The sequence below is a fragment of the Bartonella sp. AP7XZML genome (genome assembly GCF_042195745.1).
Classification (GTDB): domain Bacteria; phylum Pseudomonadota; class Alphaproteobacteria; order Rhizobiales; family Rhizobiaceae; genus Bartonella.
On sequence record NZ_JBHIOT010000037.1, the window covers coordinates 1 to 6921 of the forward strand.

Below are 6921 nucleotides of genomic sequence, written 5' to 3' on the forward strand. Positions count from 1 at the left end.
TAAAATTGATGCGGACCTAACATCATCAAAGGATCTCTCATAGGCTCCCTCCCCTCATTCTGTCCCGCCATGCAATGCATTAGCGCGTGCCCATTGCAAAGCATGGGCAACGGCACGACCGGTGGCAATGGGTTCACGCGCCCCATTGACATGCACCGTGACATTTTGATTGTGGGTGATGGTGGAATGGTCTTTGTCTCTTTGCTCTCTCGCAGATGAATTTATAGGAGAAGCTCCCGCAAATTGCACGATGGGTTGGATGGCTGTTTTACCCCCCAAAAAACTTGGCAAAAACTCTCTTACATCAATCGACCCAATCCACCCCTTAATGCGGCTAGGCAAAGATTTACAATAATCCATCAATTGTGAGATAGACGACATAAAGCCATCGACAATCGAATTAGCCAGATCTTCGCCCGCTTGTTCCATACCAGCCTTGGCAGCATCAGAGAGCTTTTCGCGGGCAAAAAAGCTCTTTCTAAACTGGAACTTCTTAAAATCCCCTTTTTACACCTCTCTCAAAGCAAAGATAAAACTGCCAAAACACGTGAGAGTCATCTAAGGATAATTGCATGAGACCATAACAGCTATAAATAGACTCCAATATTTGTATCATATTATTGTAACGATTTACTTACGTATAAAAGAAGAAGATAAAATTGTAATACAACTAAAAGTTCATACGGTTAATCAAGAGAAATTATATAGCATCACAAAACATCAATTGTTTGAAGATTATACGTAAAAAATTGATCAAAATAAAAAGCTTTTCTTATGAAAAAGAAAAGAGTTGCCCATGAGTAGATATTATAAACTCTAACAAAGGGCATAACTTGATAATTATACCGCAACAAACTAATAGAAACAGCCTTCTTGATAATTCTGGACAACATGTGCTAGCAAATTATGAACACACCCTTGACAAACTCCCCTTTCTTCAAAGATGAAAGCCTAAAAAGAAAAATAGAATAACAAACCATTATTCTGCTTTGTATTAAAGCTCAGTTCACATTAAACCATTGCACTTATAGCGTATAACCTGAAATCTTAGCAGCTTTGAAAAAAATATGTCTGATTTTTCACTCTATTTCTAAATAACATTTAGACACTCCTACTGCTCTTCAAGTCCGCACATATAATACGTTTTTTCCCTCATGCTTTAAGACAAAGAAACAAATCCTATTATAACTTACTGCAACTTGCCGAAAATTGGGTGTCTTTCCCTATAACACCAAGATCTTTAATTAAAAGCGGTTTTCCTATTTCTCCATTATAGGCTTTAACGTGAATGGTCTTGCCTTTCACATCTATGAGGTAATAATCTCCATTAAAAAGCGCACCAGCTGTATATATAGGGATATTTCCAAAAACCTTATCATTTTTCGCACGGCAATAAGACTGATAATGCGTGTGACCCACGAAGATTGCTTTAACATTATGAGAGGTAATAATTGACTTAAAGACCGACAAATCTTTAGCATTCTTTTTACGAATAAAAAAGGATTCACCATCAATGGAAGCAGCACGCGCATCATGAAAATTAATGATTGTCACTTTACCTCTTGCATCAGCAGCAGCTAAATCGTTCCTAAGCCAATCTAAAGATTTATTGATTTGCACTTCTGTAGACTGCCCCTTCAAACCAACCGTATAGCTTGGATAATTGTGAAGCTGCACATAGTGAACATCTCCATAATCCCAAGAATAACTCAAACTCCCCCTTATCGAGCGAATATTTCCACCCGAAATGGGAACCAAGCTTTCAGTAACATCTGCATTGAAATGCGATAATTGACTACGGTATTTTTTGATTTCCGATACCATTCTTGAAACTGCACTTATAGCACAAGCATCTTTGTAAAAGCTGAATTCTTGAGGATTTGTACAATTACCAACATTATTGGCATAATCGTGATTCCCTAGCCCCTCATAGACAGGCGCTCCAAGAGTTTTATAAACATTTTTATAATCATCATAGTTTTTTTGTTGTCCAAACTCCGTCAGATCACCATTGACAATATGGAACGCGGCCTTGTGCGCTTTTATCACACCAGCAACCTGCTCATTTATCTTTAACCATGGCTCTCTGTTTGATATTCCATTGGCATCACCAGAGTTTAAACGCCACGGCTGCGGATCAGCCATAATGATAGCAGTATAATTTTTTGTAAGAGACTTTTCTTTCATCGACCAATCCATGAATGCATCATGATAAGGACTCTTGTCTCTTTTTATTTTTTCAGAATCAAGATTAAAACAACCAGAGAGAGTAAAAGCAATCACGGTGATTACCAATTTAACTTTATATCTCATAAACCTATCACCATAAAAACGTTACATATTTTTTATATTAAAAAATTCCTCAGAGACAATTTTTTAGATTTTATTGTCAAAAATATGTCAAAAATTCGAAATAACAAAAGCAATAATCCTTCAATGAAGGTGCACTTTGATGATATAAAAGCACTGTTGATTTCAAGCTTTCAACTTGAAGCATCTTCATTGATTAAGATTTATAAGCTTGGGCTCTGGCTCTTTCAAATGTCATCGATACATCAACAGCTTATAAAAACTTAGTCGTATACTATTAAAATATCCCCAACAGGAGAAAAAATGTATTCTTATACTAGAGCACCCAACTCCTTTGGATATCAAGATCAAATATATTAGAATATTATGATAAATAAGGTATAAATAATCAAAAGTGCTAGCAATAGTGTTTGAGTATTACCGTCATAACTTACTTTGATAAGTTATAAAAATGCAGAAGTATTACAGAAAATACTATTATTACTTTATAAAAAATAATATAACTTATGTAAGTGTTATAATAATATTTATAATTTCTATAATATAGATTTACAATAAATTTAATTATATAATACAAATAATTACAAACACATTGTGTGTTAAATATAAATTAATACAAATTTAATATCATTTGTTTTTTAATTTTGACAAAAAACCAAAAATATCTTACCAAATAAAAACAATTACTGAAATTAATAACAACTATCCATTTTCACTTCTTCTTATGAAGTTTGCGGGGAAATGAATATTTGGGGGCTCTCATAAGGAGAATACTGGTGTATAAAACATCCCTTTTATCATGCACAGCTGCGGCTGCTATCATCCTATTCAACATCCAGTTCACTGCACATGCTGAAACTCTTGGCGTTGCCAACGAAGAAAAAGATATATCCGGAAAAACGTACGAGACTATTTATGTAAAAGACAAAGGAAAAATCACCGGCAGTACTGTAACTGTAACTGGAAATGAAAACACAAATACAGACACAAGTAGCGATAAATATGTTGTAACAGTTGAAGGTGCTAACAGTGCGCTTGAATTAAATGGCTTAAATATTCAAGGCACTGATTCTGATGTTCGTTNACAAAATGTAGTGATATCAGATAATAAAAATGAAGCATCATCACTCCTTGGAATAGAAATAAACAACGAAAGTTTTATCACTTTAGAAAATGTAACAGTTAAGCAAGCAGAAACTGGTATACTTGCGGATGTCGTTTCTCAAGTTATAGTATCCGGAGGATCATTCGAAGGTAAAATGGATGGCGTATATGCTATGGGCGGCACCACCATTACTGTAGATGGCGGTACTAACATTACCTCATCTAATGGTAACGGACTCCATGCCGATGATGAAAATACCACCATAAAAATGACTGGGGGAAGCGTAACTGGAAAAGACGCAGCATTGTATACAAACGACGGTGGTCATATTAAAGTCACGGGTGGTACTCTAACAGCTAAGGAAGATACCACAAGTGCACCTACTACAGAAGGGGATAACCCTGCATATAATAAGGGTACTAAAATTGAGAGTGGATTCGGCGCATTGTCTCAAGGTGAAAACAGTGTGATTGAATTATCTGATACAAAGATCAATGATGCGACAATCGGGTTAAAAACACAAGAAAGTGGCGCAATCGCAATGACTGGGGGAAGCATTACAGCGTCCAAAGTTGGTGCATTCTTTTTAGATAGCAAGAGCAAAGAAAACGAACTGAAAGATGTAGTGACATCAAGTGGGAAAGATGATGCGCCACTAATAAATGGAATCAAGGCAACTAACAGTAATGTCACTTTAAATAATGTAACAGTGACGCAAGCACAAACTGCCATAGATGCATATGATTCCACAGTAAAAGTCTTAGGAGGATCATTTGATGCAGAAAAAGCAGCAATATTTGCTCAAAACGGCGGCAACATCACTTTAACTGGCGGTGCAAAAATTACATCATATAACGATGCTGGACTCTATGCGGAAGGTTCAAAGTCCATCATCGAAATGACAGGAGGGAGCATTACAGCGAAAGAGGAAGCAGTAACGACAACATACGGTGGCCATATTACTGTTACAGATGTCACCCTAAAAACAAATGGTGATGGAATTGGTGTAGCTTCTGATGACCTTGGTAGCATGATTGAATTACTTGGAAAGACAACGATTAGTGATAGTGCAATCGGGCTTCAAGCACAAAACGGTGGTGTAATCAAGATGACTGGGGGAACCATTACAGCTTCTGCAGCTGGTGCTGGCTTCTTAAACAGTAACAGCCGTGAAAACAAACTAGAAAATGTGACAATATCGAGTGGTAAAGACGATGCGCCACTGAACTTTGGAATAAAAGCAGATAAAGGTACCGTCACTTTAAAAGATGTAACAGTGACTCAAGCAGCAGCCGGTATATTTGCAGATCATGATTCGACAATAACAATCTCGGGAGGATCATTTCATGCACAAAATGCAACAATATCTGCTCAAAACGGCAGCGCCATCACTTTAACAAACGGTGCAAAAATTACATCATCTGATGATGTTGGATTATATGCAAAAGATTCAAACTCCTCCATCACAATGATAGAAGGAAACGTCACGGGAAAAGCGAGTGCTTTGGTTGCTGAAGATGGTGGTCATATTACTGTTACAGATGTTACCCTAAAAACAAATGATAGCGATAAGTCATTTGGTGTATTTTCTAATGGCGCAAATAGTGTAATTGAATTGCTTGGAAAGACCACAATTAGTGGTAGTGCAATCGGGCTTGCATTCCAAAATGATGGCGCAATCAAGATGATTGGAGGAACCATTACAGCTTCTGCAGCTGGTGCTGAATTCTTAAACAGTAACAGTCATGAAAACAAACTAGAAAATGTGACAATATCGAGTGATAAAGATGATACGCCACTGAACTTTGGGATAAAAGCAGATAAAAGTACCGTTACTTTAAAAGATGTAACAGTGACTCAAGCAGCCGCCGGTATATTTGCAGAGAATGATTCGACAATAACAATCTCGGGAGGATCATTTCATGCACAAAATACAACAATATCTGCTAAAAGCGGCAGCACTATCACTTTAACCAATGATGCAAACATTACATCATCTGATAATGTTGGACTCTATGCAGAAGGTTCAAAATCCACCATCACAATGACGGGAGGAACTGTCACGGGGAAAGGTAATGCATTGGTTGCTGAAAATGGTGGACATATTACTGTTGCAGATGTGGCTCTAACTGTCACAGATGTGGCTCCAAGTGACGACTATATATCGTCTGGTGTATTTTCTGTTGGTGAAGGCAGTGTAATTGAATTACTTGGAAATACAACTATTAGTAATAGTGCACTCGGGCTTCAAGCACTAAACGATGGTGCAATCAAGATGACTGGAGGAGCCATTAAAACTTCTCTAGTTGGTGCTGGCTTCTTAAACAGTAACAACAGCGAAAACAAGCTAGAAGGTGTAAAGATATCGAATAGTAAAGACGATGCGCTACTGAACTTTGGAATAAAAGCAGATAAAAGTACCGTCACTTTAAAAGATGTAACAGTGACTCAAGCAGCCGCCAGTATAGTTGCAAATAACCACTCTACAATAACGATCTCAGGAGGGTCATTTAGTGGACGTGATGTAGGAGGAAGCGCCGAAACCAGCAGTACGATTATCTTAAAAAACAATGCTAACATTATATCATCTAATGGCGAAGGACTCCTTGCAGACGGTTCAGGATCTAAGATCATAATGACGAGAGGATCCGTAGCCGCGAACAAAACAGCGTTATTCGCAATCAACGGTGGGCATATTGATGCCACAGATGTTGCTCTAAAAACAGAGGGAAAAGGAAGCGGTGCATTTGTAAGTGGCAATGACAGCACAATTCAATTGCATGGTGATACAATAATTAACAATACTTTGGGCGGCCTTGAAGCAGTTGACGGTGGTAAAATCACCAGCAAAGATTTAACAATAATCGGTGGTGAAGCACTTGAAGGCCCCGACAACGAACGCACTGGTATATGGACATCGGACTCTGGTAGTGAAGTTAGGTTAATGGGCAAAACAACCATTCAAAATGTTGATGAAGGGTTTTATGCAGACGGTGGAAGTAAAATCATTAGCGGAGATTTAACAATAACTGGTGGTGAAAGTAAACAACAAACCGTTGCTGTAAACGTTGCGGAACTTGGTAGTGCAATCGAATTAAATGGTAAAACAATCATTCAAAACTTTGATTTTGGTCTCACCGCAGCAAATAATAGCACAATTAAGATGACGAATGGTTATATTGAAGCAGCAGAGAATACAATAAAAAATAAAATAGAAGCAAAAAAAGTTGCACTATGGGCGGCATTTAACGGACATATTGATGTCGTGAATACTTCTATGATAGCAGGAGTTGCTGGTTTGCAATTTATAGCTCTCTCTAATCCTGATCTAGATTATCCAGATGATCCACAAAAACGTAAAAGCAGTGAAATCAATTTAACCAATGCAGAGCTTCATGCTGAAAATGGTACTGGAATTTTTGTTGGAGCTTTCACTAAAAATAACATTGAAAATAGTGCCGATCTGTCAATTGGTACAGTTAATCTCACAAATTCAGAAATCCATG

At 37.4% G+C, this 6921-nt stretch carries 3 protein-coding genes; 1 reads left to right on the forward strand and 2 read right to left on the reverse strand.

Annotation, left to right across the window (positions count from 1 at the left end):
- Positions 1-54 precede the first annotated feature (54 nt).
- Both ACFILT_RS03340 and ACFILT_RS03345 read right to left on the reverse strand, forming a co-directional pair.
- Positions 55-429 carry a hypothetical protein gene (locus ACFILT_RS03340; protein WP_375678259.1) on the reverse strand — a complete coding sequence of 125 codons (375 nt, stop codon included), beginning with the start codon at positions 427-429 and terminating at the stop codon, positions 55-57.
- Positions 430-1182: 753 nt separating this feature from the next.
- The gene (locus ACFILT_RS03345) at positions 1183-2313 is read right to left on the reverse strand and encodes a metallophosphoesterase (RefSeq protein ID WP_375678260.1); all 1131 of its coding nucleotides are present in this window, start codon (positions 2311-2313) and stop codon (positions 1183-1185) included.
- 773 nt (positions 2314-3086) lie between these two features.
- Between ACFILT_RS03345 and ACFILT_RS03350 the strand changes: the two genes are divergently transcribed.
- The coding region (locus ACFILT_RS03350; RefSeq protein WP_375679578.1) for a beta strand repeat-containing protein at positions 3087-6921 on the forward strand (3835 nt) is incomplete at its 3' end.

Bases quoted from the DNA above. Each gene is read 5' to 3' on its own strand.
- ACFILT_RS03345 (WP_375678260.1), bottom strand. From the start codon at position 2,313: ATGAGATATAAAGTTAAATTGGTAATCACCGTGATTGCTTTTACTCTC.
- ACFILT_RS03340 (WP_375678259.1), bottom strand. From the start codon at position 429: ATGGAACAAGCGGGCGAAGATCTGGCTAATTCGATTGTCGATGGCTTT.